This is a genomic window from Parabacteroides sp. KHUB-02 (assembly GCF_056640955.1).
In genome coordinates, this window is record NZ_JBWQEV010000001.1 from 2,190,896 (window position 1) to 2,216,801 (window position 25,906).

At 45.3% G+C, this 25,906-nt stretch carries 20 protein-coding genes and 2 tRNA genes; 12 read left to right on the forward strand and 10 right to left on the reverse strand.

Annotation, left to right across the window (positions count from 1 at the left end; genetic code table 11):
* Positions 1-13 precede the first annotated feature (13 nt).
* From ACYIA1_RS09595 to ACYIA1_RS09605, 3 genes are all read left to right on the forward strand, one after another.
* Complete coding sequence (locus tag ACYIA1_RS09595; RefSeq protein ID WP_074908989.1) at positions 14-1,918, forward strand: DNA topoisomerase; 1,905 nt, start codon at positions 14-16, stop codon at positions 1,916-1,918.
* Between the two features lie 325 nt (positions 1,919-2,243).
* Positions 2,244-2,531, forward strand: a complete 288-nt coding sequence (locus tag ACYIA1_RS09600) for a helix-turn-helix domain-containing protein (RefSeq protein ID WP_005805290.1) — start codon at positions 2,244-2,246, stop codon at positions 2,529-2,531.
* Between the two features lie 3 nt (positions 2,532-2,534).
* Entirely contained in the window at positions 2,535-2,846 is a 312-nt protein-coding gene (locus ACYIA1_RS09605; protein WP_269095546.1) for a helix-turn-helix domain-containing protein, read from the forward strand.
* Positions 2,847-2,922: 76 nt separating this feature from the next.
* Here ACYIA1_RS09605 and ACYIA1_RS09610 read toward each other — a convergent pair whose 3' ends face one another.
* The 4 genes from ACYIA1_RS09610 to ACYIA1_RS09625 all read right to left on the reverse strand — a co-directional run bounded on the left by ACYIA1_RS09610 (position 2,923) and on the right by ACYIA1_RS09625 (position 8,966).
* Positions 2,923-4,152 carry a site-specific integrase gene (locus ACYIA1_RS09610; RefSeq protein WP_074908993.1) on the reverse strand — a complete coding sequence of 410 codons (1,230 nt, stop codon included), beginning with the start codon at positions 4,150-4,152 and terminating at the stop codon, positions 2,923-2,925.
* A 329-nt stretch (positions 4,153-4,481) separates the two neighbouring features.
* Positions 4,482-6,827 carry a transglycosylase domain-containing protein gene (locus tag ACYIA1_RS09615; RefSeq protein ID WP_005865028.1) on the reverse strand — a complete coding sequence of 782 codons (2,346 nt, stop codon included), beginning with the start codon at positions 6,825-6,827 and terminating at the stop codon, positions 4,482-4,484.
* Between the two features lie 86 nt (positions 6,828-6,913).
* Positions 6,914-7,969, reverse strand: coding sequence for a YeiH family protein (locus tag ACYIA1_RS09620; RefSeq protein WP_022191709.1), 1,056 nt, complete (start codon positions 7,967-7,969; stop codon positions 6,914-6,916).
* Positions 7,970-8,078: 109 nt separating this feature from the next.
* The gene (locus ACYIA1_RS09625; protein ID WP_008773321.1) at positions 8,079-8,966 is read right to left on the reverse strand and encodes a LysR family transcriptional regulator; all 888 of its coding nucleotides are present in this window, start codon (positions 8,964-8,966) and stop codon (positions 8,079-8,081) included.
* 81 nt (positions 8,967-9,047) lie between these two features.
* On the opposite strand from ACYIA1_RS09625, the gene ACYIA1_RS09630 reads away from it, so the two are divergent.
* The 7 genes from ACYIA1_RS09630 (at position 9,048) to ACYIA1_RS09660 (ending at position 16,625) form a co-directional block, all read left to right on the forward strand.
* Positions 9,048-9,977 (forward strand): DUF5106 domain-containing protein, encoded by a 930-nt coding sequence (locus tag ACYIA1_RS09630; RefSeq protein ID WP_413639319.1) that lies wholly within the window; start codon positions 9,048-9,050, stop codon positions 9,975-9,977.
* Positions 9,978-9,985: 8 nt separating this feature from the next.
* Entirely contained in the window at positions 9,986-10,783 is a 798-nt protein-coding gene (locus tag ACYIA1_RS09635) for a M48 family metallopeptidase (RefSeq protein ID WP_008773322.1), read from the forward strand.
* Positions 10,784-11,020: 237 nt separating this feature from the next.
* Positions 11,021-13,021 carry a sensor histidine kinase gene (locus ACYIA1_RS09640; RefSeq protein WP_480335117.1) on the forward strand — a complete coding sequence of 667 codons (2,001 nt, stop codon included), beginning with the start codon at positions 11,021-11,023 and terminating at the stop codon, positions 13,019-13,021.
* Between the two features lie 72 nt (positions 13,022-13,093).
* A complete protein-coding gene (locus ACYIA1_RS09645; protein WP_005854990.1) occupies positions 13,094-13,735 on the forward strand; it encodes a bifunctional nuclease family protein in 642 nt (213 codons plus the stop codon).
* Entirely contained in the window at positions 13,732-15,048 is a 1,317-nt protein-coding gene (locus ACYIA1_RS09650; protein WP_005854986.1) for a NupC/NupG family nucleoside CNT transporter, read from the forward strand. The genes ACYIA1_RS09645 and ACYIA1_RS09650 overlap by 4 nt, the downstream gene beginning before the upstream one ends.
* 31 nt (positions 15,049-15,079) lie before the next feature.
* Entirely contained in the window at positions 15,080-15,778 is a 699-nt protein-coding gene (locus ACYIA1_RS09655) for a 16S rRNA (uracil(1498)-N(3))-methyltransferase (protein ID WP_005854983.1), read from the forward strand.
* Positions 15,779-15,887: 109 nt separating this feature from the next.
* The gene (locus ACYIA1_RS09660; protein ID WP_005854980.1) at positions 15,888-16,625 is read left to right on the forward strand and encodes a 3-keto-disaccharide hydrolase; all 738 of its coding nucleotides are present in this window, start codon (positions 15,888-15,890) and stop codon (positions 16,623-16,625) included.
* 88 nt (positions 16,626-16,713) lie between these two features.
* Here ACYIA1_RS09660 and guaA (ACYIA1_RS09665) read toward each other — a convergent pair whose 3' ends face one another.
* From guaA (ACYIA1_RS09665) to ACYIA1_RS09680, 4 genes are all read right to left on the reverse strand, one after another.
* On the reverse strand, positions 16,714-18,021 hold the full coding sequence (gene guaA, locus ACYIA1_RS09665; RefSeq protein ID WP_005854978.1) for a glutamine-hydrolyzing GMP synthase: 1,308 nt from the start codon (positions 18,019-18,021) through the stop codon (positions 16,714-16,716).
* A 51-nt stretch (positions 18,022-18,072) separates the two neighbouring features.
* Positions 18,073-19,593: a glutamine-hydrolyzing GMP synthase gene (gene guaA / locus ACYIA1_RS09670; RefSeq protein ID WP_005854975.1), complete on the reverse strand. Its 1,521-nt coding sequence runs from the start codon at positions 19,591-19,593 to the stop codon at positions 18,073-18,075.
* Positions 19,594-19,962: 369 nt separating this feature from the next.
* A tRNA-Cys gene (locus ACYIA1_RS09675) sits at positions 19,963-20,034 on the reverse strand.
* A gap of 38 nt (positions 20,035-20,072) precedes the next feature.
* Positions 20,073-20,144, reverse strand: a tRNA-Cys gene (locus ACYIA1_RS09680).
* Between the two features lie 165 nt (positions 20,145-20,309).
* On the opposite strand from ACYIA1_RS09680, the gene rfbC reads away from it, so the two are divergent.
* On the forward strand, positions 20,310-20,867 hold the full coding sequence (rfbC, locus tag ACYIA1_RS09685; RefSeq protein ID WP_036618026.1) for a dTDP-4-dehydrorhamnose 3,5-epimerase: 558 nt from the start codon (positions 20,310-20,312) through the stop codon (positions 20,865-20,867).
* A 13-nt stretch (positions 20,868-20,880) separates the two neighbouring features.
* A complete protein-coding gene (rfbB, locus tag ACYIA1_RS09690) occupies positions 20,881-22,020 on the forward strand; it encodes a dTDP-glucose 4,6-dehydratase (RefSeq protein WP_048928649.1) in 1,140 nt (379 codons plus the stop codon).
* Here rfbB and ACYIA1_RS09695 read toward each other — a convergent pair.
* Positions 22,012-25,311 carry an AsmA-like C-terminal region-containing protein gene (locus ACYIA1_RS09695; protein WP_480335122.1) on the reverse strand — a complete coding sequence of 1,100 codons (3,300 nt, stop codon included), beginning with the start codon at positions 25,309-25,311 and terminating at the stop codon, positions 22,012-22,014. The two genes, rfbB and ACYIA1_RS09695, sit on opposite strands and share 9 nt — an antisense overlap.
* Positions 25,312-25,455: 144 nt before the next feature.
* Positions 25,456-25,854 (reverse strand): polysaccharide biosynthesis protein, encoded by a 399-nt coding sequence (locus ACYIA1_RS09700; RefSeq protein WP_008778147.1) that lies wholly within the window; start codon positions 25,852-25,854, stop codon positions 25,456-25,458.
* Between the last annotated feature and the right edge of the window lie 52 nt (positions 25,855-25,906).

The window sequence follows — 25,906 nt, forward strand, 5'->3', positions numbered from 1 at the left end:
CGGGCCCGCCCGTGTGGAACGGCAGGCGCTTCCCCTTATTCCGGTCCCGTTCCGCCTCGTTGTCAGACAAGTCAGGACGGAGGAAGGGTATGTCACCGACCCGCTAGCCACCCAGCAGCTGGGAGTGCTCCGCGGGTTGCTCGAAAACGCCGAGGGGGTGGTCATAGCCACGGACGCGGGACGCGAAGGAGAATTGGTCAGCCGGTATCTCCTGGACTACCTCGGTTACCGCAAACCGGCCCTGCGCCTGTGGATATCCTCCTTAACGGAAAAGGCCATCCTGAATGGATTCAAAAATCTGAGAGAGGACGGTGACTTCGACAACCTCGCCCTGGCGGCGAGGGCACGCAGGGAAGCGGACTGGATACTGGGCGTGAACGCGAGCATCGCCCTGGGGATAGTCGCCGGCATGAGCAACCACTCGCTCGGACGGGTGCAGACACCCACGCTGGCACTGGTCTGCCGCCGTTATCTTGAGAACAGGGATTTTGTGCCCGTGAACTGTTACCATCTGCAGACCGGAGTCTGCAAGGACGGGCAGAAAGTTCTTTTCACATGTCCTCTCCAGTATGAAAGAAAAGAGGATGCGGAAAAAGCCCGGTCCAGACTGGAGGGCGAAAGCCGCTGTACGGTCCTTGCCGTGAAAAAGAAAGAGAATATGGAGGATCCGCCTCTGCCGCATGATCTGACCGGCCTGCAACAGGAGGCTAATACACGTCTAGGCATGGCAGCCGGACAGACCCTCGCCGTCGTCCAAAGGCTATACGAAAGAGGATACGTCTCATATCCGAGAACCGGATGCTGCCACATTCCGGAAGATATCTTCGAACAGGCGCCCACGCTCGTCGCCTCCCTTAAAGGACATCCCCGGTTCGGAAGGCACGCAGAAAGGCTGCTCGAAAAAGGACTGAACCCTCATGCGGTGGACGGGAACAGCGTAACGGAACACCATGCCCTTCTTATCACGGGAGAGGTGCCCGAAGGACTCTCCCCGGACGAGCAGAACATCTACTCCTTGATCGCCGGGAGGATGCTGGAAGCATTTTCCGAAGGATGTGTCAGGGAGATCGTACGTGTCAGGGTCGATTACGGAGGAATGGAATTTGAGGCCGAAACCTCATGTGTGAAGTATCCGGGATGGCGGGACATTTATAACGGACCGGACATGGCAGAAGAAGGCAAATCCCTGCCGCAGTTCCATCAGGGAGAGATACTGGCGGTATTGGAAACAGAAATACTGGAAGACTGTACAAAGCCGCAGTCTCCATTCACGGAAGCCGAACTACTGGCCGCCATGGAAAACGCCGGCAGCACGGCGGACAGTGAAAACAAAAAGAAAAGAATGGAGAAGTGTGGACTCGGGACGCCGGGCACCCGTGCAGGAATCATCGACCTGCTGGTGGCCCGCCGATACGTAGAGCGTATCGGAAACCGTCTCATCCCGACGGAGAAGGGGCTTGAGATATACGGCATCGTAGGAGACAAACTGATCGCCGATGCGGCTATGACGGCCGCCTGGGAAGAAGCGCTACGTGAAATCGAGGAAGGAAGACTTAGTGCCGGGAAGTTCATGAAAGGGATACATGAGTATGCACGGAAGATCGTATCCGAACTGCTCGCCCTGCAAGTCAGGAACCCGAGTGTGACAAAGTGTACCTGCCCGAAATGTAGAACAGGAACAGTGACATTCTACGACAGGGTGGCCAAATGCGGAGATCCCGACTGCGCGTTCCATCTTCCGCGCATGTTCAACGGACGGACGATGACAGACGAAGATATGACACGGCTGATGGCAGGGGAAGCTACCCCCTTCCTGAAATTCACCACCAAGGCGGGAAAACCCTATGAGGCGTCGCTCAGAATGGATGAGAATTACAAGGTGGAGCTTACATTCAAGGACAGAAGACCTGAAGGATAGCGGACTGACAGCATCCCGCATAGCTGTAACTTAGGTGGTAAACGTCGTTTTGGCAGGATTCGTTTCCGGTCAGTTTCCAGAAGAAAGGGGCGGGATTTCCCTTGAAGATCCTAGGTCCGGCCTATATGGTAGGAAATAAATAAGGGACAAGCCCGTCCATCATACCGAAGCGGAACAGGCTGCCAACAAAGGGTATAGCGGTTTACGGCAGCCTTTTGGGAAAAACGACCGGCCATTGGTGACAATACATGACTATGCATGACACAAAAAAGAAATGATTTCATCTTCAGTATCTTGCATCTGAATTTATTAAAAACATTAAATTATGGAAATAACGATTATGGAAACAAGTGCTTATCTGGAATTAAAACGACAGCTTAGCACACTGTCTGTACAAATGGAAGAATTCAATCGAAAAACTGCCCCGCCGTCTCCGGATAAATGGATTGACGCGCAAGAGGTGTGTCAGGCTCTGGGTATCTCAAAGAGATGCCTTCAGGCACATCGGAACAGGGGATTGATTCCCTGCTCCCATATCGGTGGAAAATATTTCTACCGTGAAGCGGACATACAGAAAATACTGGAAGAAGGTTTAATAAGAAACAGAAAATAACAGATGGCAGAAATCATTACCAAAGATTCGGAAGAGTTTAAGGAAATCACCGGATGGATTAAGAGAACCGGAAGAGCACTGGAAAAAGCAACGGCACGAATACGCCCGGGCATAGCCGATGAACATTATCTCTCAGGGGAGGAAGTCTGTGAGAAACTGCATATCTCCAAAAGGACACTGCAGGTCCTCAGAGACGAGAAAGCAATTCCTTATACCTCCGTCACCGCGGCGGGAGGTAAATTGCTCTATCCGGAAAGCGGATTGTACGAGGTTCTAAAAAAGAATTACAAGGATTTCAGAAAGTATATAAGATAAATGACGTATACTTTACATGAAAAAACTCCTTCGGTCCAAAGTCGCTGAAGGAGTTTTTTCATACCTGGTGGTTTCTTTAGTTGGTAAGCCGGTATACGTCACCGATCTTCATACACAGCTTGTCCGTGTCTTCACCGACTTTCGGATTGATCAGCTCGGCATAAATCTGGGTAGAAAGGATGGATTTGTGTCCCAATACTTTCTGCAGGGTTTCCAGCGGCATCCCTTTTAAAATGGCCAGAACGGCAAAAGTGTGACGCCCGATGTGCGGGGTTATCTCGGTCGAGCAGCCGCACTTTTGAGTCAGAACCCTCAGACTGGATACCATAGTCTGGTATTCGCCTACGGGAAACACCTTGTCAGGCGAACTTTTCTTTTTATTCTCACCCTTATACCTCTCGACCAGTTCGATGGCGATAGGCAGCAGCTTCACCACATAGGACACACCGGTTTTTATACGGTTGCCCATCAGCCATGTACCACCCTCGGAATCCGTATGGATATTCTTATACGTGATCTCTTTCAGATCCGCATACGCCAGACCAGTGAAACACATGAACAGGAACATGTCACGGATGGCACGCTGGCGCTTATAATTCAACTTGACATGGATGACTCTTTGTAAGTCCTCCTCGGTGAGGAAGGAACGCCGCTTGTATTCGGGCAGGCAGTCGAAACCGATGAACGGATGAAGCTTTATCCAGCCTCTTTCTTGGGCGGTATACATCAGCCATTTTAGGGTGTTGACCCGGCAGAAAGCCGTCGAGCTAGCCAAAGCGCATGTCCCCAGCATCCAGTTGTAATAGTCCTCGATGAACTTCTTGTCAAGGTCAGCGATGGCTATATCCTCGATACGCCTCTTCTCTTTGAGGAAAAGCAGTAGATTGTTGTAGTCTGCCACCAGCCCGCGATAGGTACTTGCCGCCTTTTCCTTGCCCACCTTTTCCTTGTAAGAGGCAAGCTCCTCCCTAAACAGCCCCATAAGGGTGTGATAACTATCTCCAAAACCAAGATAGCGATTATAGACACTTTTGGCAGTCACCAGACTGTCATGGTCACAGATATACTGGTAATGTCTTGTTATCTGGGCCTTGATATGGTCAAGCTTCTGGTTCAACCGTCTGGCCTCGTCGGATTTCCCCTTCGCTCTATTGGCTTTAGCATCCCATAATGCCAGTGAAACCTCTAGCTTACAACTGAAGCAGGCGGTAGTCCTATTGATGGTTATACGTCCCATGATGGGAACCCTACCATCTTTCAACGATTGGTTCTTGGTGTAAAACAACACGGAAAATGTACTTCTCATAAACTCGCTTCTTTTAGTTACAAAATTAATAAATATCGAGCTTTTTGAAGTTATGAAAAGCAACGCAATATATTGAAAAAATAACCGTTTAAAATCCATGAAATACCTGTATTTGCAAGGTAACGGATAAGTAACGGAAGTCGCAGCAAAACATCTCCCATAATGCTCGCTTTCTCTACCATCAACCAACAATAAAAAAATGATAACTATTTGATTGTTAATTGGTTTTCACTACCTTTGTAAATTGTAAAAAAATACTTAGTTTCAATATGGGAAACAAAAGTTTTCCTTACGGGGAATTTAAAAAAACTGTAATAGTCTGATTATTATCACTCAAACATCTTATCGATACCTCCTGTATCCGGTGGAGTCGTAGGGCTATCTTCCTCCCCTCCTTCGCTACATGGGTTCGCGTATTTCTCGGGGATCTCGAAAGTCTCGTCTTCCGAGTAGCCTAACGTTTTATCTTTATAAACCTTTTGCATATAAAGGGCGTAAATCGGTAACGCCATACTCGCTCCCTGCCCTTCCGCCAAGCGGTCGAAATGGATGGAACGGTCCTCGCCGCCTACCCAGCAGCCGGAAACCAAGCTAGGCGTAAATCCCATGAACCAACCGTCGGAGTTATTCTGGGTCGTTCCGGTCTTACCACCCATCTCCGCCTTGATACCGTAGCGGAAACGTACACGTCCTCCGGTACCACCGTCGATTACGCTTTTCAACATATGTAGCATCTTATAGGAAGCATCTTCCGTCAGCACCTCACTCATCTGTGGGGTAAAGTTCGCAATTGTATTTCCATATGAATCTTCTATACGGGTCACGAATAAAGGTTCTACCCGGATGCCCTTGTTGGCAAATACCGTATAGGCCCCGACCATCTCACCCACCGATACATCCGGAGTACCCAGACAGACCGAGATAACCGGATCGATATGATTCTTCAAGCCGAAAGAATGAAGCAAACGAACAAACGTATAAGGTGAGAGCTGGCTCATCAGATAAGCGGTTACCCAGTTATCCGAGTTCTGTAATCCCCACTTGATCGTAACCATCTCGCCGATTCGCTTCGCGCTGGCGTTACGGGGAACCCACAAACGACCGTTCTCGTCCATCAACTGCTGCTGCACATGTAGCATCTGGTCGCAAGGACTGATCCCCTCGATCATCGCCAACGAATAAAGGAACGGTTTCATGGTAGAACCGATCTGACGGCGACCGCCATTCACCATATCATATTGGAAGTCATTATAGTCAATACCACCTACATAAGCCTTGACCTGCCCGGTGCGAGGGTCCATCGACATAAACGCCGTACGCAAGAAACTCTTATGATAACGAATCGAATCCAAGGGAGACATGATCGTATCGATCGGACCATCCCAACTAAACACACGCATATCGACAGGCTTCTCAAACTCCTCGCGCATATCGGCCTCAGCCATTCCACTCTTTTTCATCGCCCGGTAACGATCTGTCTGGTGCATCGCACGCATCAACATCGTGTCTACTTGACCGACACTTACGTCTCTTGAGAACGGAGCATAGCTACGCCCCTTCTTTTCCCGGAAGAAAGCCGGTTGAAGATCTTTACTCATATGCTCGCGGACAGCGTCTTCCGCATATTTCTGCATACGGGAATCGATGCTCGTATAGATTTTCAAGCCATCCGTATAAAGATTATAGTATTCTCCGTCGGCTTTTTTATTTTTGTTACACCATCCATATAATGGATTCGTCGCCCAAGATAATGAGTCCTCACTGAATTTCTGAGATTGCCAAGAGGCGTAATCCTTACGCTCCGGTTTCTTCGCGGTCATTGTCAGACGAAGGTATTCACGGAAGTAAGGAGCCAAACCGTCTTTATGGTCCATACGGGTAAAATGTACGACCAAGGGTAAAGCCTTCAACGAATCACATTCCGCCTTGGTTATGTACCCGGCCTTTTCCATCTGCTCCAAAACCGTATTACGACGGCCGATGGTACGCTTGTTATGGCGAACCGGATTGAAATAAGAAGGGTTCTTGCACATGCCTACCAACGTGGCGGCTTCCTCGATCTTCAAGGTTTTAGGGGTCTTCCCGAAATACACACGAGACGCGGATTGGATTCCCACGGCATTGTACAAGAAGTCAAACTTATTCAGATACATATTTATAATCTCTTCCTTTGTGTAATAACGTTCCAATTGAACCGCGATCACCCATTCGATCGGTTTCTGGAAAAGACGTTCCATCATATTATCGGCACTCGGCGAGAATAATTGCTTCGCTAATTGCTGGGTAATGGTACTACCGCCACCACCGCTTTTTTGCATCAAGATACCCCGCTTCACGATGGCACGAAACAAACCCTGCGCATCGATACCGCTATGTTCGGCGAACCGGATATCCTCGGTAGCGATCAAGGCTTTCACCAAATCCGGCGAAAGATCCTCATAATTCACGTAAATACGATTGTCTTTGCTATGCGCATAGGCTCCCAACGCCTTTCCGTCCGAGGAGATAACTTGGGAAGCATATTTATCAATCGGGTTCTCCAATTGTTCCACCGGAGGCATATAACCAATTGAACCATTCGCTATCGCCATAAACACCATTACCACCGCCCCTAATATAGCGAGGTATACTATCCAACAAGAAATAAGGATACCTTTTGTAATCTTTGATGCCATCTTTTTATATTTCACGGTATGGATAAAAGACTCATCTTATCCACAACGACCTATTTAAGATCACAAAAATAGAGGAAAATACGATCTTATGCAAGTTGAGGCACATATTTCGCCAACAAATAACCACCAGCTAGTAACCAAACATATAAAATAGTGGCCAAAACAAAGGGCTTAGCGCCAGCTTTCTTAAATTTCTCGATACTAGTCTCCGTACCAAGAGCAGTCATGGCCATTGTCAGCATGAATGTATCTACCTGATTGATCCCATCTACAACCGCATGAGGAAGCAAGTCGAGCGAATTGAAACCAATCACGGCCAAGAAACCAAACGCAAACCAAGGAATAGTGATCTTACCACGAGAAGGGGCAACGCCTCCGCCATTCCTCCCCCCGTTAACCACGGACTTCACAGCAGTTCGAGCCAACATGAAACTCATGACCACTAGCACAGGAGCTAACATCATCACACGAATCATTTTCACGATAATAGCCGCATCCGAAATTTCCTTTCCCATAGCGTTACCGGCTCCTACCACATGAGCTACCTCATGCAAGGTCGCACCCGTATAAAGTCCCATTTGCTCCGGGTCTAAATCAAGAATACCCGCACGGTACATCACCGGATAAATAAACATAGAAAGCGTACCGAAAATCACGACTGTCGATACGGCAACCGCCGTCTTATGAGCCTCGCACTTCACGACCGGTTCAGCGCCCAATACCGCGGCAGCCCCGCAAATAGCGCTACCCGTGGCGGTCAGTAAAGCAAGGTCTTTATCCATTTTCATCAATCGCCCCACCCAAACACCGATCAAGATGGTAAGCACCACGATCACCATATCGATCAGGATTGCCGGAAGGCCGATCGCAATCACGCTCTGGAAGGTCAGCTTAAACCCATATAGTACGATACCCGCACGAAGCACTTGCTTAGTACAAAACAGGATACCCGGAACCCACGTCTCCGGCAAATGGTTTCTTAGGCTGTTGGCGTACAACATACCTAAAATAATACCGACAATCAGCGGACTGAATGACAATTGTTTAATAAACTGGAACTCCGCGATATAGAATGCGGAACAAGAGAAAAGGGCTATCAGCAAGACACCATGTAATACGTTACCTCGTTTTTCACTAAACATAATTATTGATTTATTTAGTACAACATATCATTATTTGATTTCGTTCGCGAAAGTACATATTTTCATCCGATCCCTTACTTCACAAGTTTTTATAGCGAATAACCTAAAGTTATTGCCAATGTTGACTGGCAAAACGCATGAAACTTTCTTCCATACCGCTGTTCTGTCCCTGCGGCTCCACAAAGGAGAAAGTCCGTTCGGCCTTAAAACCCTCAATATCTATCACTTTCAAACGTCCTGCCATCAGCTCACGTGTCACCGCCCGAATAGAAAGAATTCCCAAAGCATCGGAATTTTCCAAGAATAATTTGATACTCTCCGTACTACCTAGCTGCAATAATACGTTCAATTGCGACAGTTTGATCTGGTGTTTTGCCAAGGTCCCCTCCAAGACCTCAAGCGTACCGGAGCCGTTTTCACGAAGTACTACGGGCAAAGCACAAAGTTGTTCCAACGTCAGTTCGTCATAAGCAGCCAACTTAGACCCTACATGAGTGACAACCACTAACTCATCCTTCATAAAAGGTATATAATGCATCGTATTTTGACGGGTAGTCCCTTCCACCAATCCTAACGTTATTTTTCCATCTCGCAAAGCCAACTCTATATCCCGGCTATTCCCATTCAATACAGATACATGTATATCCGGAAACATCTTAATGAATAAAGCAAGCACGGGCGGAAGAACATATTGGGATATTGTCGTACTGGCACCTAAATGTAAATCCCCCAGAAAATTATTTGTCAACAGATTCATCTCGAAATCCAATTGACGATACGAAGCCAATAAGGAATGGGTATGCGAAAACAACAACTCGCCCGCACGAGTTAAACGGATCTGGCTACCTGTTCGTTCAAAGAGAGGCGTCTTATACTGAACCTCCAACTCATGGATATGCTTGCTAATAGCGGGTTGGCTAATGAACAATTCCCGAGACGCTTTCGTGAAGCTTAAGTTACAAGCTACGCTATGAAATACTTTTAATCGAAAATCCATGATATTCTACCTTTTGCTGTTTTAATTTAACAAAGATAAAAAAAATACTATATATTTGTGGATTGAAACATAAATATATGAATGAATATGAAATATCTATATGTTTTATTGTTGACGTTGACCGTCAACGCATGCAGTGGTCAACGCAATCAAAAAACGGAAGAATCCAATGTAGCGCCACCCACCTTTGAAATGGTCTCGGTCCCCACCCTAATCACAGACCCGGTGGAAAGGGCCGAATATTTAGTGAAACATTATTGGGATAAATTCGACTTCAAGGATACGACCTATATCCATGAACCTCAAGTGACCGAGCAGGCATTATCCAACTATATAGATTTGATGAACTATGTCTCGCCTGCGGCTATGTCTTCTTCCGTAAAAGCGATGATGAAACAAACAGAACAAGACAGTGCCATGTTTCAGTACTTTTCCGAGATGATGGAGAAATATCTATACGACCCGAACTCCCCCCTAAGGAATGAGGAAATGTATATAGCGGTATTGGAATATCTTACCGAATCCTCGTCATTAAGCGATGTGGAAAAGATACGTCCCGCCCATTTGCTAGAGCTCGCATTAAAAAACAGAATCGGGACGCCTGCGACCGATTTCATGTACACATTAGCGAACGGAAAAACCGGGAAATTATACAATATAAAAGCGGATTATCTATTATTATTTTTCTATAATCCGGACTGCCATGCTTGTCAAGAAATAACCAGACAAATGGAATCGTCCTTCTTGATCAATGAATTTTCAAAAAGCAACAAACTAAAGATCTTAGCCGTTTATCCGGACGAGGATCTGGACGCATGGAAAGAGCATGTTTCCGTCATGCCTAAAGATTGGATCAACTCATACGACAAAAGTGTTTCGCTTAAAAACGACGAGATCTACGACTTAAAAGCGATACCCACATTATATCTATTAAACAAAGAGAAAAAAGTATTGTTGAAAGACGCTACTTTTCAACAGATCGAAAATTATTTATCACAAACAACTAACTAATTTAAAACATGAAAAAAATCTTATTGTCCTTGGCTTTCTTAGCAGGAGTGAGCCTAACGGTTTCCGCCCAATTCAAGATTGGCGGCAAGACCATTAATACGAAAAAAGTGATTAATGCCGCGACTGATGTAGCGCATGCCGCTACTCTATCTGACGAGGATGTAGCCAAAATGGCAAAAGAGTACATCCAATGGATGGACACTCATAACGAGGTAGCAGGTCCGGATACGGAAATGGGACAACGCTTGGAACGCTTGACCGCCAATGTAAAGAAAGTTTCCGGCCTAGACTTAAACTTTAAAGTATATAATGTAGTAGATGTAAACGCTTTCGCCTGTGGAGACGGAAGTGTACGCGTATGTGGCGGATTGATGAAAATCATGGACGATGACGAGGTATTCGCCGTTATCGGTCATGAGATCGGGCACGTCGTTCATTCCGACTCTAAAGACGCCATGAAAAACGCTTACTTGACCTCCGCCGCTAAAAACGCCGCCGGAGCTGTAAGTGGAACCGTATCCAAACTGACCGACTCTCAACTGGGAGACATGGCACAGGCCTTGGCCGGCGCTCAATATTCCCAGAAACAAGAGTATGAGGCGGACGAATTCGGTTTCCAGTTTTGTATAGATAACGGGCGAGATCCGTACGGAATGTCTAACTCATTAAATAAATTGTTACAACTAAGTGAGTCAGAAGCTAAATCGTCCAAGTTTATGCAGATGTTCTCAAGCCATCCCGAGACTCAAAAACGTGCCGATCGGGTAAAAGAGAAGGCCGATGAGTACGTGAAAAGCAAGCAATAACTGTTAACGGTCCTTTAGCAGGACGGACTATTATTAAAATAAAGCTAACGTATCAAGGATTTGCGCCACGAAATCATGCTGTACAACATAAAATACCATATATTTGTACCGTGTTTTTCATGGTATTAGATTTAAGGTTAGCAATGAAGATTGGTCGTCCGTGACGGATGATCATTTTTTTTGCTTTGATAATCAAAAAAACTTCTACCTTTGCAAAAGATCTATCTATTAAGAATCATGAAACACACACATAAATATTTAATTTTTGCCATATCCATATTTCTTGTCTCTTTGTTAACCCTAGGTTGCCAAGAAAAAGAAGAAAAGAAAGTCGTGCTTATCCATTCTTTTGAGCAAAAGAAAGATACCTACCCGATTTTTAATGAAGTGCTGGAACGAACATTCAATAAGCAAAAAATAAACCCGAAGATTCATACATTCTATCTAGATTGCGAGCAATATCTGGATAGTGCCGAAATAGCCCGAATGTATAATTATATTGACTCGATCAAAGAGATTAAACCCGATATCATATTAGTAAACGATGATCAAGCTTGCTACTCTTTATTAGCTTGCGGACACCCGTATCTAAAAGAAATACCGATTGTTTTCGCCGGCGTAAATTATCCGAATTGGTCGCTTTTAAAGAAGTACCCCAATGTTACCGGACTACACGACAAACAAGACTTCATCAAGAATATAGAATTTATACATAAATTATTCGGAGTATTGCAAATCCAGATTCCTTGCGACCGGACAATCCTTGGAAGAAAATCCTTTAATGACTTTTGGCAACAAATACAAGGACACCCGGAAATAGAAATAATCCGCCTTAAAATCCGGGGGCTAGAGTTAGATAAAATCGGAACAAATGACAGTCTATTTGTAAAGAGGCTCATAGACCTTACCCAAAATGGCACTCAGATACGGTCGCTACCGGGAAAAAACTGTATAGCAAAAATAAATACCCTTCCATACCGAGTTTTACCGGGATCTTCTTTGCTCTTTAATTTGTCCGGCACTCTGGATCAAAGCACTTATCTAGATATAAAATACGATCATACCTCCGAAGCTTTTTATCAATTAGTCAATTATCCCAGCTTCTCCGCTCATTACGAACCGATTCAATATCATCCGGCTAAAAGACGGAATCGATACATCGGAGGTTATTTCACATCCGTAGAAATACAAGCACAAGAACAGGCGGAAATGGCTTCGTTAGTGTTGAAAGGGACCCCTGTCGCAGAAATTCCGATCAAAGAAAGCAGTAAGGAATATATTCTCGTATGGCATAGCATAAAAGCATGGGGAATACCTATCGAGAAGATCCCTTCTTATGCCCGTTTAGTCAATATCCCTTTTTATGAGCTATACAAGAAACAGCTGATCGCTTTCATTTGCGTAGCGTTCATCTTTATCAATATCGTTGCCACGGGATTATGGAAGCTATATTCCAGAGAACAGAAATATAAGAAATTAGCGCAAGCCAATTTGGTAAAACAGAACAAGGAACTGGAAGTAGCCTTAGAGAAGGCTAAAGAGTCCGACCAAATGAAATCGGCATTTTTAGCGAATATGAGCCATGAGATACGGACTCCATTGAACGCTATTGTCGGATTCTCGAATCTTATGAACACAGACATCGAGCTCAGTAAGGCAGAACGGGAAAACTTTACCGAGTTAATCAATACGAACAGCGATCTGTTATTGAACCTTATCAATGATATCTTAGATCTTTCCCGTATCGAATCGGGCCGTATGTCATTCTCTTTCCAGCAATATTCTCTAAATGAATTAATAAGCACGATTTACCAGACTTTCCAAGTTTTAATGCCGGAGAACGTAGAACTTCGTATGCAAATACCGGAAAAAAGCATATCCATTCCCACGGATAAGCTTCGGTTGACACAAGTGATTACCAACTTTCTTAGCAACGCTATCAAATTCACGCAAAAGGGATATATATTGATTGGTTATGAATACCGAGAGGAAGAGCGGCATGTACATATTTTCGTAGAAGATACCGGCATTGGTATCCCGAAAGAAAAGCAAGACGCCGTTTTCAATCGTTTCACGAAACTGGATGAATTCGCCAAAGGTACCGGCTTGGGACTATCCATTTGCAAAGTGATAGCCGAACGTTTCGATGGGTATATCGCCGTAGAGTCCGAAATAGGAAAAGGAAGCCGTTTTTCCATTATCCTTCCCCTTAACCCCAAACACACTGAAAGTGATTAATCACATTTATTCGCGATAATCCCGAAAATAATATTACTTTTGCTTTTGTATACAATTTTAAATTTCAGATCTGTGAGTACAAGAATAAAATTAAGGGTTCAAGGATTAGCGAACAGCCAAATTCAATCCGGGGCCTATGCGTTAATTTTGGCAGAGGAAAATGGTCCACGGCGAATTCCAATCATCGTAGGAACCGCTGAAGCACAGTCTATAGCGATCGCTTTGGAGCATATCGTACCTCCTCGTCCATTAACACACGACTTATTCGCCACTTTTGCGCAAGCCTTCAACGTCATTCTTAAGGAAGTCTACATATACAAATTCGAAGATGGTGTGTTTTACTCAGAATTAGAGTTTAGCGACGGTGAGCGCTCGATAAAGCTAGACTCTCGCACTTCCGATGCGATTGCCATAGCGCTTCGGGTAAATTGCGACATCTTTACTTCCGAGGAGATTGTAAAGGAATGCGGTGTCGTACTGGAAGACACCCTGTCCATCCCCGCTGACGAACCGGAGGAGGATGACAATTTATTAGAATTAGAACCGGATGAGATTAAGGACGAAGCCCAGTTAAAGAAATGGTTAAGCCTATTGGATATCCAAGAAATAAACGAGCGATTGGAAGACGCTATAGCCGACGAAAATTACGAATACGCGAAAATGTATAAAGACGAGTTGCGCCGTCGAGAAGAAGAGGAGGACACAAACAAATGATTGGAGAACAAGGAGGATTCGGACTGGTCTCACTTTTAAGAGGTCTGCTTGGGATCATTACGATTTTAGGTATCGCCTATGCGATGAGTTATGACCGTAAACGGATCGATTGGAAATTAGTAGGTGGAGGTTTGTTCATGCAGATCGTATTCGCCTTGGCGGTTTTATATGTGCCGTTCGTCGGAAGCCTATTGGAAGGATGTGGCAAGATATTTGTTAAGTTGATGGACTTCACGGATGCCGGTCTTACTTTCTTATTAGGCCCGTATGCCTCTAAAGCGGCAGGATTCAGTTTCTTGCTTCATTCGCTACCGATTGTTATTTTCTTCTCCGCCTTGGTTTCCATGTTTTACCATTGGGGGATTATCCAGAAAGTAGTCGGTGCCTTTGCGTGGGTATTGCGTAAATTCATGAATATATCCGGCTCGGAGGGATTAGTGGCCGCTGGCAATATTTTTATGGGAATGACAGAATCTCCTGTGTTAATCAAGAATTACCTGCCGACGATGAATCGTTCGGAGATATTTTTGGTCATGGTATCCGGAATGGGTACGATCGCCGGTTCCGTAATGGGTACTTACATAGGTATGTTGGGAGGAACAGACCCGGCGGCGAAAGTTTTATTCGCCACTCACTTGCTCTCGGCTTCCGTAATGGCAGTACCGGGTTCAATCGTTTTAGCGAAAATGCTTTGTCCGCAGACGGAAGAAGCCACGGACCATGTAGCTATCTCCGGTAAGGAAAAAGAGAACTCGAATATTCTAGATGCCATCTCATCGGGTACGGTTACCGGCGTAAAGTTGATGACGAATATTGCCGCGATGTTATTGGTATTCATATCCCTTGTAGCGTTAGCGAATTATATTACGGAAGGTGTGATAGGACGTTATACCGGACTGAACGACTGGATTGTAAAGATTACGGACGGTAAGGCGCAGGGCTTGACCTTCCAATTTATACTGGGCGTAATCACCTCTCCTTTCATGTGGTTGATCGGGGTTCCCAGCCAAGACATCATGTTAGTTGGTTCTTTATTGGGACAAAAGACCATATTGAACGAATTTGTCGCCTATTTCCAATTGCAGCAATGGAAAGATGCCGGATTATTCATGTATGAGAAATCGATCTTGATGTCTACTTATATCCTTTGCGGATTCGCTAATATATCGTCTATCGGTATCTTATTAGGCGGATTGGGCGTATTAGCCCCGGAAAAACGAGGATTAATTTCACGTATCGGCGTACCGGCCATGATCGGCGGAGCCCTGGTCTCTGTGCTATCGGCTACTATAATTGGTATGATCCTTGGGTAATTGAAAATTGAGAATTGAAAATTAGATGGTCATGCAGATTTTCTATACACCAGATATAGCTATCAAGCCGGAATTACCGGAAGAAGAAGCAGGACATTGTATACGGGTACTTCGTCTAGGTGAAGGCGATGAGATAGTATTGACGGATGGGCAAGGCTCTTTTTATAAAGCGGCTATTAGCCGGGCGCATCCCAAACATTGTGAGGTGACCCTCTTAGAGAGTTGGAAACAACCCGATCTCTGGAACTTCAATCTCCATATAGCCATAGCTCCTACCAAAAACATGGACCGGATGGAGTGGTTCGTGGAGAAAGCGACGGAAATAGGGATCAATGCGATCACCTGTTTGAATTGTCGTTTCTCGGAGCGTAAAGAGATCAAGCCGATTCGATTGGAGAAGATATTGGTCAGTGCCATGAAGCAATCCCAGAAAGCGACTTTGCCGGCGTTAGAAGGAATGACAGATTTCAAGAAGTTTGTCGCCACTCCCTTTGACGGGCGTAAGTTTATCGCCCATTGCGAGGAAGGCGAGAAGCCACTATTAAAACATACGTATCAGCCGGGAGAGAATGCCTTAATCCTCATCGGACCGGAAGGTGATTTTAGCCCGGAAGAAATCAAGCTGGCTCAAGAGAATGGCTTCGAGCCGATCTCTTTAGGAGAGAGCCGGCTGCGTACGGAAACGGCTGCGCTAGTGGCTTGCCATACGATTCATGTGTTAAATCAATAGAATAATCCTATTTCCATTAAAAATACGTTAATCCTCATAAGGGTTATTAAGCAAATTGCTACATTTGTAATGATATTAACAAATCTAATCTAATAACAATTTAAGTAACATGAAAAAGTTGTTCAAATCATTCTTGATTCTTTCGGCCATAGCTATGGCTATCCCCTGTTTCGCTCAAACTCCGAATACATTGACTAAGAAGGAAAAAAAAGCTGGCTGGGAATTATTATTCAACGGAAAAGACTTCTCTGGATGGCGCCAATGTAACGGTACCGCTATGCCCGCAAACTGGGTTATAGAAGACAATGCCATGAAAGTATTTACCGGCGAAGGTAAGAAACCGGGACAAGGCGCTAATGGCGATATCCTTTACCAGAACAAGAAATTCAAAAACTTCGAGCTCTCGGTAGACTGGAAAGCGAGCAAGATGGGAAACTCCGGTATCTTCTATTATGTACGCGAAGTACCCGGTAAACCTATTTATTATGCGGCTCCCGAAGTACAGGTACTAGATAACGTGGACGCAACCGACAACAAATTAGCGAACCACTTAGCAGGTTCTCTATATGACATGCTTCCCGCAGATCCGAAAACAGTTAATCCTGCCGGCGAGTGGAATACGATCGTAATCCGTGTAAAAGATGGAAAAGTAACGCATACCCAAAATGGTAAGAAAGTTGTTGAGTATACTTTATGGAGCAAAGAGTGGGATGATTTGGTAGCTAACAGTAAATTCAAGAACTTCCCGGGCTTTACCGAAGGTATTTCTAAAGAAGGTTATATCGGTCTGCAAGATCATGGCTATCCGATCTGGTTCCGTAATATCAAGATCCGTGAACTAAAATAGTTCTTCGAATCTATCGTATATAAATAAAAAGCCCGGGATTCAGATAAATCACCGGGCCTTTTTATATCTGTTTAATAAGTAAGCCTAATTACTCCCACTCAATTGTCGCATTCGGTTTCGGAGACATATCGTAGCATACACGGTTCACGTTCTTCACCTCTTTCAAAATACGATCCGTAATCTTCATCAAGATAGGCCAATCAACCGGCTCGATCGTAGCGGTCATGGCATCTACCGTATTGACGGCACGGATAATCACGGGCCATTCGAAAGAACGGGCGTTATCACGTACGCCAACCGACTTAAAGTCGGGTACTACCGTAAAGTATTGCCATACCTTTTTATCCAATCCGGCGTTCTTGAACTCCTCCCGTAAGATCGCATCCGACTCACGTACCGCTTCCAGTCTATCACGAGTGATAGCGCCCAAGCAACGTACGCCCAAACCCGGTCCGGGGAACGGCTGGCGATAAACCATGTCATAAGGCAAACCTAACTCTACGCCACAAGCACGAACCTCGTCCTTGAATAATTGACGCAAAGGCTCAACCAACTCAAATTGCAAATCTTCCGGCAGACCGCCTACGTTATGATGGGATTTCACCATCTTAGCCGTCTTCGTTCCACTCTCCACGATATCCGGATAGATCGTTCCTTGAGCCAAGAAATCGATTCCATCTAATTTGCGAGCTTCTTCCTCAAATACACGGATAAACTCACCACCGATAATCTTACGCTTTTGCTCCGGATCTTCCACGTCAGCTAGCTTATTCAAGAAACGATCGGTAGCGTCTACATACACCAAATTAGCATTCAACTGGTTCTTGAAGACCTCAACGACATCCTCGGACTCGCCCTTACGCATCAAACCATGATTCACATGCACGCAAACCAATTTATCGCCGATCGCTTTCAAAAGCAAAGCGGCTACTACAGAGCTATCGACACCTCCAGACAAGGCCAGCAGAACTTTCTTATCCCCTACCTGACGCTTTACCAATTCAATCTGGTCATTGACAAAATTCGTCATATTCCAGTTTGCCTCAGCCTTGCAAGTATCGAACACGAAAGACTTGACAGCGCCCTTGATCGCCTCGACATCATCCGTAAACTCCGGCAATTTAACCTCGCACAACGCCTTATCGTGACCTGCGGCCATTACAGGAGTGCCCATCTCGTAAATACCCGGATTCACGTCGATAGCTACACCGTCGATAACATTGTTTGGGCCACCATTGATAATGATACCTTTCACGTTTGGCAAGGCTTTTAATTCCTCAACCGTGATGTCATGCGGATAAATCTCACTATAAACGCCTAACGCACGAATAGCACGAGCCAACACCGTATTCTCATGACTACCTAAATCCAAGATAACAATCATATCTTGCTTCATGTGACTTTTAAATTTTATTGATTTTACACTTTGTTATACCTAAGACAAATGTCACTCCCACTCGATGGTTGCAGGCGGCTTCGAGCTGATGTCGTACACGACTCTATTTACGCCTTTCACCTTATTGATAATCTCGTTGGAAACTTTGGCGAGGAACTCGTACGGAAGCTGCGCCCAATCGGCGGTCATAGCGTCCGTGGAAGTTACCGCACGTAAAGCTACCGTATTCTCATAGGTACGCTCATCGCCCATTACACCTACGGATTGAATCGGAAGTAAGATTACCCCAGCTTGCCAAATCTTATCGTAAAGTCCCCACTCACGCATCAATGACATATAGATATCGTCAGCGTCTTGCAGGATACGTACCTTTTCCGGCGTGATATCACCCAAGATACGGATACCCAATCCCGGTCCCGGGAACGGATGGCGCTTGATCAAATGCGGTTGCATACCCAACTCCATACCGACACGGCGAACCTCATCCTTGAAAAGAAGACGAAGCGGCTCGACGAGTTTCAAGTTCATCGTATCCGGAAGTCCGCCCACATTATGATGGCTCTTGATAACCGTACCTGTGATAGACAGCGACTCGATCACATCCGGATAAATCGTACCTTGCCCCAGCCACTTGATATCTTTCAGCTTATGCGCCTCCTCATCGAAGACATCGATAAATCCTTTGCCGATGATCTTACGTTTCTTCTCCGGTTCCGTAACGCCCGCTAGTTCTTTATAGAACTTATCTTTCGCGTTTACGCCGATCACGTTCAATCCTAAATGCTCATAATCCCTCATTACGTTCTCGAACTCATTCTTGCGCAGCAAACCATGATCCACGAAAATGCAAGTCAAGTTCTTACCGATCGCCTTATTCAGCAATACGGCCGTAACAGATGAATCCACACCGCCGGAAAGAGCCAAGATCACCTTGTCATCTCCCAATTGCTCCTTCAACTCAGCTACGGTAGATTCGATAAAGGAAGCCGGTGTCCAATCCTTGGCGCATCCGCAAATATTCAAGAAGTTATCCAGCAACTTCGTACCGTCTGTCGAATGGAATACTTCCGGATGAAACTGAACGCCCCACGTTTGCTCACCTTCCACATGGTAAGCGGCAGCCCTCACGTCGTCCGTGCTGGCGATCACCTTGAAATTATCCGGCAATACGGTAATCGTATCCCCATGAGACATCCATATCTGTGAACCCACATGGATCCCTTTCAGTAATTCATCCTCACCATCAATGTGCGACAAATTAGCACGTCCATACTCACGTGAATTAGCCGGTTCAACATTACCTCCGGATGTATAAGCTAGAAACTGCGCTCCATAACAAATACCTAAGACGGGATACTTCCCCCGTATCTCGGTCAAATCAGCCTTAAAGGCATTCTCGTCGTATACGGAATAAGGACTTCCGGAAAGGATCACACCTTTCACGTCGGTAGCGTCATGCGGGAATTTGTTATAAGGAACGATCTCACAATACATATTCAACTCTCTGACCCTACGGCCGATAAGCTGGGTTGTTTGCGAGCCGAAATCAAGAATAATAAGTTTCTCGTGCATGCAATTATGATTATTTAATTGAGTGGCGCAAAGGTAGTAATAAATTCGGGAAGCATAAACACACTGGGCAAATATTCTTCCTTATCACGATACTTTTAAAGGATCTTCCCTTGTCCTATTACGCCTTTCCTCCTGAGACATTCATTATCCACCATCTGTTGCATGATCATGCAACGGATGGTGGACGATCATGCAACAGCCATTAGAAGATGAATACCTCAAGAGGAAAACCACAAATCCCCCTAAGGATCCGGCCAAGGGAAGCCATGAAAACAGCGAACCGCCCGACAACCCGGCGAGAGTTACGGACGGACAAAACAAAAAAAGCCTCGAAGCGTTCATTACAAACAACTTCGAGGCTTTCCTCCGAGGTTCCTGGCGGATTCGAACCGCCGTACATGGTTTTGCAGACCACTGACTAAGCCACTCATCCAAGGAACCGAATCAATCAAAAATAAAAGTAATTTTCAATTACCAAGAGGTTCCTGGCGGATTCGAACCGCCGTACACGGTTTTGCAGACCGCTGACTAAGCCACTCATCCAAGGAACCATAATTTCAACACAAAACAACTACTTTCGTTTTGCGAGTGCAAAGAAAGAGAATAATATTGGAATTACCAAACTTTTCCTTTCTTTTTTATTTTTCCCTCCGAATATTATAGAAGTAGAGAAAATGAGCTTACCTTTGCCTATCAAATAGATAAATAACGAAAAAATGACTTATACAGAAACTGTAATACCGGGCGTATGGATCATTGAGCCAAAGGTATTGAAAGATGCGCGCGGATACTTTATGGAAGCTTTTAAGCAAGCGGAATTCGAGGAGCATATCGGAAAAATCCAGTTCGTGCAGGACAACGAATCTTGCTCCTCTAAAGGCGTATTACGAGGATTACACTATCAGCTAGCGCCCTATTCTCAATCTAAATTAGTCCGGGTGATCAAAGGACGGGTATTGGATGTAGCCGTAGATGTACGTGAAGGCTCCCCCACATTCGGCAAATATGTAGCTGTAGAGTTATCGGACGAGAATAAACGCCAGTTATTCATTCCACAGGGATTCGCCCACGGATTCCATGTATTAAGTGACGAGGCTATCTTTACCTATAAAGTAGATAATCCATATACTCCGACACATGAACGGGGAATCCGCTATGACGATCCCACGGTCCATGTAGATTGGAGCATCACAGATCCGGAATCGATCAACCTATCCGAGAAAGACACCAAGGCTCCATCGCTGAAAGACGCTGAGCTTAATTTCAAATACTAAACACTGTACAGATATGAAAACTTACCTAGTTACCGGTGCCGCCGGTTTTATCGGTGCCAATTTTATCAAACATATGCTGGCGAAATATGACGATATCAAGATCGTTGTCCTAGACTTGCTGACTTACGCAGGTAATTTAGGCACCATCGCCGAGGATATCGATGGAGTACGTTGCGAGTTCGTGAAAGGCGATATTTGCGACCGTGCCTTGGCCAACCAGCTATTCGAGAAATACAACTTCGATTATGTCGTGAACTTCGCCGCTGAAAGTCATGTAGACCGAAGCATCGAAAATCCCCAGCTATTCCTGCAAACCAACATCCTCGGTACACAAAACCTATTGGACGCCGCACGAAAAGCATGGGTTACCGGTAAGGCCGAGACAGGTTATCCGGTATGGCGTGAAGGTGTACGTTTCCATCAAGTCTCTACCGATGAGGTCTATGGAAGCCTAGGTGCCGAAGGGTATTTCCACGAGACCACGCCTTTAGATCCCCGAAGCCCGTACAGCGCCTCCAAGACAAGCGCGGACTTATTCGTAAAGGCTTATCACGAGACATATAAGATGCCGGTATCTATTACCCGTTGTTCCAACAACTACGGACCTTACCATTTCCCGGAAAAATTGATTCCCTTAATCATAAAGAACATATTGGAAGGTAAATCCCTACCTGTATATGGTGACGGCACAAACGTACGCGACTGGTTATATGTAGAGGATCATTGCAAGGCGATCGACGCCGTAATCCACCACGGGCGTGTGGGAGAGGTTTACAACGTAGGCGGTCATAACGAGAAGCAGAACATCGAGATCGTGAAACTCACGATCCGGACGATCCATCAACTAATGACCGAACAACCGGAATATCGCCAAGTATTAAAGAAAAAAGAGATCGGTGCCAATGGACAAATCTCTATCGACTGGATCAACGACAGTTTGATTACATTCGTAAAAGACCGTCTGGGCCATGATCAACGATACGCCATCGACCCGACGAAGATTACCAACGAATTAGGCTGGACACCAGAGACCTGCTTCGAGGTCGGTATCGTAAAAACCATCCGTTGGTATCTTGAGAACCAAAAATGGGTAGAGGATATCACCGGTGGAGATTACATGAAATATTACGAGCAAATGTATGGATCACGTTGATTCCTCAACGTGACCGTGTGTATGTGGATGAATCTCAGAGAGGCTGTTTCCTAATTCGGGAGCGGCCTCTCTTATTTGTTTCCGGATCGTCTCGCGTATCTCCTCACGCACATTCCTGCGGGTACTATCCAGTTCCGCTTGCTTGGCAGGTTTCAAGAAATCTTTATATTTACATTTCACTATCTTGAACTTGAAATCATCCAGATTCCCTTTTATATCGATACCCAACTTAAACGGTACCGGCGATTTTAAAACCGAGAGATGGTAATCGAACGTCATATCCAAATTATGCGTTCCTCCTACGGCTACTTTATACCGGTCCATCTCCACCAAGAATGGGAATACCTCGATCTTGTTATCATGGATCGCTAAATCTACCGCTATACTATCGATCATATTCCGTTTTTTATTCTTGAACATCAGCGTCTTCGATATCTCGGTAAATGTCTCACCATCCAGCAGCACCATATTCTTTCCGCTCAGGTAGCAAGAGGCATTTACAGACGGTAGCAACACGGACATCGTAGAATCCGCCTTGCAAGTAGCCGTCATCTGGCAATCTACCATGCCTTCGAACGAACGAAGCATAGGGACCAATGTGTCGATATCCGGGAATAAACTGATTAACCGTTCCACTAAAATATCATTTAAGGACAACTCAAATCCCATAGTCGCCTCTTGATCTGTTTTGGTCGTATAAACCATCGTCAGATCTCCGGAACCGATATTCGAACTCATACATAAATCGCTCAGATTGATACTTTGATCCCGGATTACAACCTCACCTTTCACATCCTCCAACTTCAGATCCTTAAAATCTATTTTTTTAGCATTTGTATGAAGCGTCAGATCCAAGAATTTCGGAACGACAAATAGTTGAGAGATCGAATCCGTAGCGACACTATCCACGGTATTCGCTAATAGATGATCCGTCTCCAGTACGGAGATACTGTCTTCCGAGAAGGCCCTAACCGAGTTGGATGCCAATTGATCAGAAAACTGCAAACCTTTACCTATAGCTAGCATCAACTGGTTACAATCGATCAGATCGGATTCCAACTCGAAATTCGCTTTCAGCTTTCCTCCCCGTAGCATGGCCCGCCGGATGCCGCTAAGCTCTCCGCTCAAAGTAAGATCGCTCTTTCCTAAATGCAGGCGGGCACCACTCAACGTCATATTGTTAGTATTGAAATTCACGCTTGTCTCATCAATATACATCGGAATGGGGAATAAGCGGCTAAAGCCCCTCAATTGCTTAAACCTCACTTGTCCCCGAGCCTCCCATTGGCGTAAGACACTGTTTGAGGAAGCGACCGAATCCACTTGCGACCGCTGTCTATTCGCCCTTCGGGTGGTCTGCGTGCGCCTGCGCAAGGTATCACCGGCGGCGATACGGCATTCACGTTGTTGACGAATCGCTTGCCGATAAGGTAATGCTTCCAAAGAGAACTGGCTTTCCGTCAGAACCATACCCGTCCGTAAAGGGATAAGAATATATTTTAAGGTGTCCACCGAGATCGTAGCTCCCGCCATAGGGATCCGCTTATCTGTAGAAGAAGCCTTGATGCCCCCTTTCAACACGGTCTTACCGGCCACCATCCAGGTAGAATCCGGCAACTTGGTGCGCAAATGATCAAATTCCAACCCTGCAGTCATAGGGATAACAGCCGTTGTATCAATAACCGGCGTCGTATTGGCTACCATCTTCAATCCACCGATATTCGTACTGATCTCATCCTTATACTTTATATTCAAGGTATCCACCGATAGATTAGCGCTCAACAATCCTTTCGCATTCAGATATTTACTTTCATTTTCCGTAGATCCTACAAACAGATTCGCCCCAGCGATATACATATCCACGCCTAACGGCTTACTAAACGCCTTGAAGCGATCAACCGTCAAATTGCCGGATGATTTGACCTTGGCGAAGCGGCTATTCACGATATCATCCACCTTAAACACCGTAGATAAATCAGCCATCACGGTACCCTCCAGCAGCAGTGTGTCGGGATTCAAGAACTCTTTAGCCAAACGGGTAAAATCGACCTGCCCTTTCATCTCCGCCCGAATCGCGGGATTCCTCCAGATATCCCTAACCTCGCCACTCATGGTCAGCGAGGTATTCAACCCGATCAATGTCAGCTCCTCCAAAGAGACATACGAAGAATCCGGGTAAGCGCCATTCAAATGTAAATCCACGTCCATGCGCAAGGTATCAATCCCCTGTTCAATACCTTTTACATGATAAGAACCATCCTCTATCTTGCAGCATAAGTTCACGGTCGGAACGATACTATCCCCTAATTCTCCACGGATATCCCCTTCCAAAATAATACGTCCCTCAGCAAGTGTTTTATCCCGATCCTTAAAATATTCATCCGGAATAAAATGTAAGAGATCATTCATATCGGAAACCTTCAACCCGAAAGTCATATCGATCCGTGACGGATTATCCTCGGTAGCCGGCACCATAAAGCCATCCGCCGTAAAAGGCAGGTTATTCACCAGCAACTCCGCGTCCCTCAACCCAATCCGGTGAAGTCCGTCAGCCAACAACAAACGTCCCTTGAAGCGTAACGCTAACTTATTCGCCAAAGAATAAGACGGGCTACGGAATACGATCGAGGAAGAACCGGTCTCCACATCCAACTTATTTCCTCGTTGGGTCAAAAGGCCGTCTATATGTAAAAAGAAACCATCGATCGCCGTATATAAATCCTGCTGCCGGTCATCATAGACAAAATGCCCATTCGTAATATGCACTTGCTGCAAATCTATTTTAGGCAATGGAGATGACGATGATTCATCTACCGAATCCATCTCACTTTGATAAATCTCCCAATTCGCCTTTCCCTCCTCATTCACATAACCATAAAAACGGATACTATCCATGATAACCCGAGGAATCGTCACTTTCCCGCTAAACAGATAATCCGTAGGGTTAAATACGACGATCGCTTTTTTGAAAGACAGCAAAGAATCCGAAGGAATCATCAAATCCTCCTGATGTTCTATAGAATCCTCAGCCTGATGTGAGATCAAACGCCCATTTGTCAACTTCACTCCCAGATAAGGATACGTCTCGAAATAAGTCAACTCCACCCGCTCACATTCCAAGTGCGCCTCTATGAATTCGTTTGTTTTTTCTACGACCAGCGGTGTCAGCTTCTCCGGAGGTAAGACCGCCCATTTCAGTATACCAACCCCGATCAAGGGAAGTATGAAAAAGATCCCGACCAACACAGACACAACAACCAGCAATATCTTTCTTATTCGTACCATACTCATTCCTTCATCTTATCACAAACAACACTAATTAAATTGTATGAGCAAAAATACGAAATACTATCCCAAAGACAACGCTTATCTCATAAAAAAAGGCCCCCCGCAATGAGAGACCTTCTTTTTACATCTTATTTATTTTTCTACAATTCATTTATCCAGAACCTCATATTTAGAATGCTGGCTCTTGAACTCGGGAACGATCTCCTTCATCCGCTTCACGATCTGCATATCCCCCTCCACGGCACAAGCACGTACCAAGGCATCAATCCGCAGATTGGCGTCCGCATAATCATACGCACGGACTTGGGCGATCTTGATCTTCGGATGAAAAGTAGGCTTGGAGGTCTCATCCTCATTGAGCACCTCCTCATACAACTTCTCCCCGTCTCGCAATCCCGTGAACCGGATCTCGATTCCCTTCACCCCGCTCAGACGGATCATACGCTCTTCATTTACCAAAGCAATGATGTACTCAACTTTGTCTTCCAGATGATAGTTACGAGATATATCCATAATGATTATTTTACTGAAAATAAAAATAATCATTTATCATCTTAACACTAACTTTTCCGATAAAAATATTAGAGTACATTTGCTC

What these genes read in the sequence shown, in the direction of transcription:
- ACYIA1_RS09600 (WP_005805290.1), top strand. Translation starts at nt 2,244, where the DNA reads ATGGAAATAACGATTATGGAAACAAGTGCTTATCTGGAATTAAAACGA.
- ACYIA1_RS09605 (WP_269095546.1), top strand. Translation starts at nt 2,535, where the DNA reads ATGGCAGAAATCATTACCAAAGATTCGGAAGAGTTTAAGGAAATCACC.
- ACYIA1_RS09610 (WP_074908993.1), bottom strand. Translation starts at nt 4,152, where the DNA reads ATGAGAAGTACATTTTCCGTGTTGTTTTACACCAAGAACCAATCGTTG.
- ACYIA1_RS09615 (WP_005865028.1), bottom strand. Translation starts at nt 6,827, where the DNA reads ATGGCATCAAAGATTACAAAAGGTATCCTTATTTCTTGTTGGATAGTA.
- ACYIA1_RS09620 (WP_022191709.1), bottom strand. Translation starts at nt 7,969, where the DNA reads ATGTTTAGTGAAAAACGAGGTAACGTATTACATGGTGTCTTGCTGATA.
- ACYIA1_RS09625 (WP_008773321.1), bottom strand. Translation starts at nt 8,966, where the DNA reads ATGGATTTTCGATTAAAAGTATTTCATAGCGTAGCTTGTAACTTAAGC.
- ACYIA1_RS09630 (WP_413639319.1), top strand. Translation starts at nt 9,048, where the DNA reads ATGAATATGAAATATCTATATGTTTTATTGTTGACGTTGACCGTCAAC.
- ACYIA1_RS09635 (WP_008773322.1), top strand. Translation starts at nt 9,986, where the DNA reads ATGAAAAAAATCTTATTGTCCTTGGCTTTCTTAGCAGGAGTGAGCCTA.
- ACYIA1_RS09640 (WP_480335117.1), top strand. Translation starts at nt 11,021, where the DNA reads ATGAAACACACACATAAATATTTAATTTTTGCCATATCCATATTTCTT.
- ACYIA1_RS09650 (WP_005854986.1), top strand. Translation starts at nt 13,732, where the DNA reads ATGATTGGAGAACAAGGAGGATTCGGACTGGTCTCACTTTTAAGAGGT.
- ACYIA1_RS09655 (WP_005854983.1), top strand. Translation starts at nt 15,080, where the DNA reads ATGCAGATTTTCTATACACCAGATATAGCTATCAAGCCGGAATTACCG.
- ACYIA1_RS09660 (WP_005854980.1), top strand. Translation starts at nt 15,888, where the DNA reads ATGAAAAAGTTGTTCAAATCATTCTTGATTCTTTCGGCCATAGCTATG.
- guaA (WP_005854978.1), bottom strand. Translation starts at nt 18,021, where the DNA reads ATGAAGCAAGATATGATTGTTATCTTGGATTTAGGTAGTCATGAGAAT.
- guaA (WP_005854975.1), bottom strand. Translation starts at nt 19,593, where the DNA reads ATGCACGAGAAACTTATTATTCTTGATTTCGGCTCGCAAACAACCCAG.
- rfbC (WP_036618026.1), top strand. Translation starts at nt 20,310, where the DNA reads ATGACTTATACAGAAACTGTAATACCGGGCGTATGGATCATTGAGCCA.
- rfbB (WP_048928649.1), top strand. Translation starts at nt 20,881, where the DNA reads ATGAAAACTTACCTAGTTACCGGTGCCGCCGGTTTTATCGGTGCCAAT.
- ACYIA1_RS09695 (WP_480335122.1), bottom strand. Translation starts at nt 25,311, where the DNA reads ATGAGTATGGTACGAATAAGAAAGATATTGCTGGTTGTTGTGTCTGTG.
- ACYIA1_RS09700 (WP_008778147.1), bottom strand. Translation starts at nt 25,854, where the DNA reads ATGATTATTTTTATTTTCAGTAAAATAATCATTATGGATATATCTCGT.